Below are 688 nucleotides of genomic sequence, written 5' to 3'. Positions count from 1 at the left end.
AAAGGTTTGACGGTTGTCAAGGTCAACTCCCCCCACCCTGGTAGAATTTTCAATTTTACCTTTAGCATGCTCTAAAATTCTGTGATAGTGAGCAAAACGTTTTTCTAAGGAGTCGCCAGACACACCAGCACGAGTTAGGATACGAGTGACTCCAGCTTGACTAAGCCAGTCAATAGCTTCCAGTTGAGCATCATCACTCAATTCATCAAAGGCCATGTGAAAGACAATTTCCATTCCTTTTGACGCAGCTATCAACTTCTCCAGATTAGCCTTATCCAACTTCTTATCAGCAGTTAAAGCCCCAAATACAACCCCTTGACTTCCAACCTGAGCAGTCAACCGAATGTCTTCTAGCATAATAGCAATTTCTAGGTCATTATAGACAAAGTCACCACCACGTGGACGAATCATGGTCATGATGGTCGTATCGTAGTTAGCTGCCAATTCAACCGCTGCCTTGGTCACTCCATAGCTGGGAGTTGTTCCGCCAACTGCTAGATTATCACAGAGTTCGATTCGGCGAGCTCCAGCCTGCATCGCTTTTTCAAGCAAGGTCACATTTTCAGCACAAAATTCGTAAATCATTTGATTCTCCTTGAAGATTACTTTTAATTTATTATATCATATTATCGTGAATATACTTTCATTTATATCAAGGAAAATAGTTACTATTTCTTATTCTTTGTCC

Annotated in this window: 1 protein-coding gene; it reads right to left on the bottom strand. The window is 41.0% G+C overall.

All coding sequences use genetic code 11. From position 1 onward, the window contains the following. The coding region (locus SMIDD26_RS03385) for a copper homeostasis protein CutC (protein ID WP_061438927.1) at positions 1 to 585 on the bottom strand (585 nt) is incomplete at its 3' end. Positions 586 to 688: the final 103 nt, after the last annotated feature.

Source organism: Streptococcus mitis, assembly GCF_001579035.1.
In the GTDB taxonomy this organism is placed as follows: domain Bacteria; phylum Bacillota; class Bacilli; order Lactobacillales; family Streptococcaceae; genus Streptococcus; species Streptococcus mitis_J.
The sequence above is the reverse complement of the archived record's forward strand: the minus strand, read 5'-3'. Positions and strand labels throughout refer to the sequence as shown.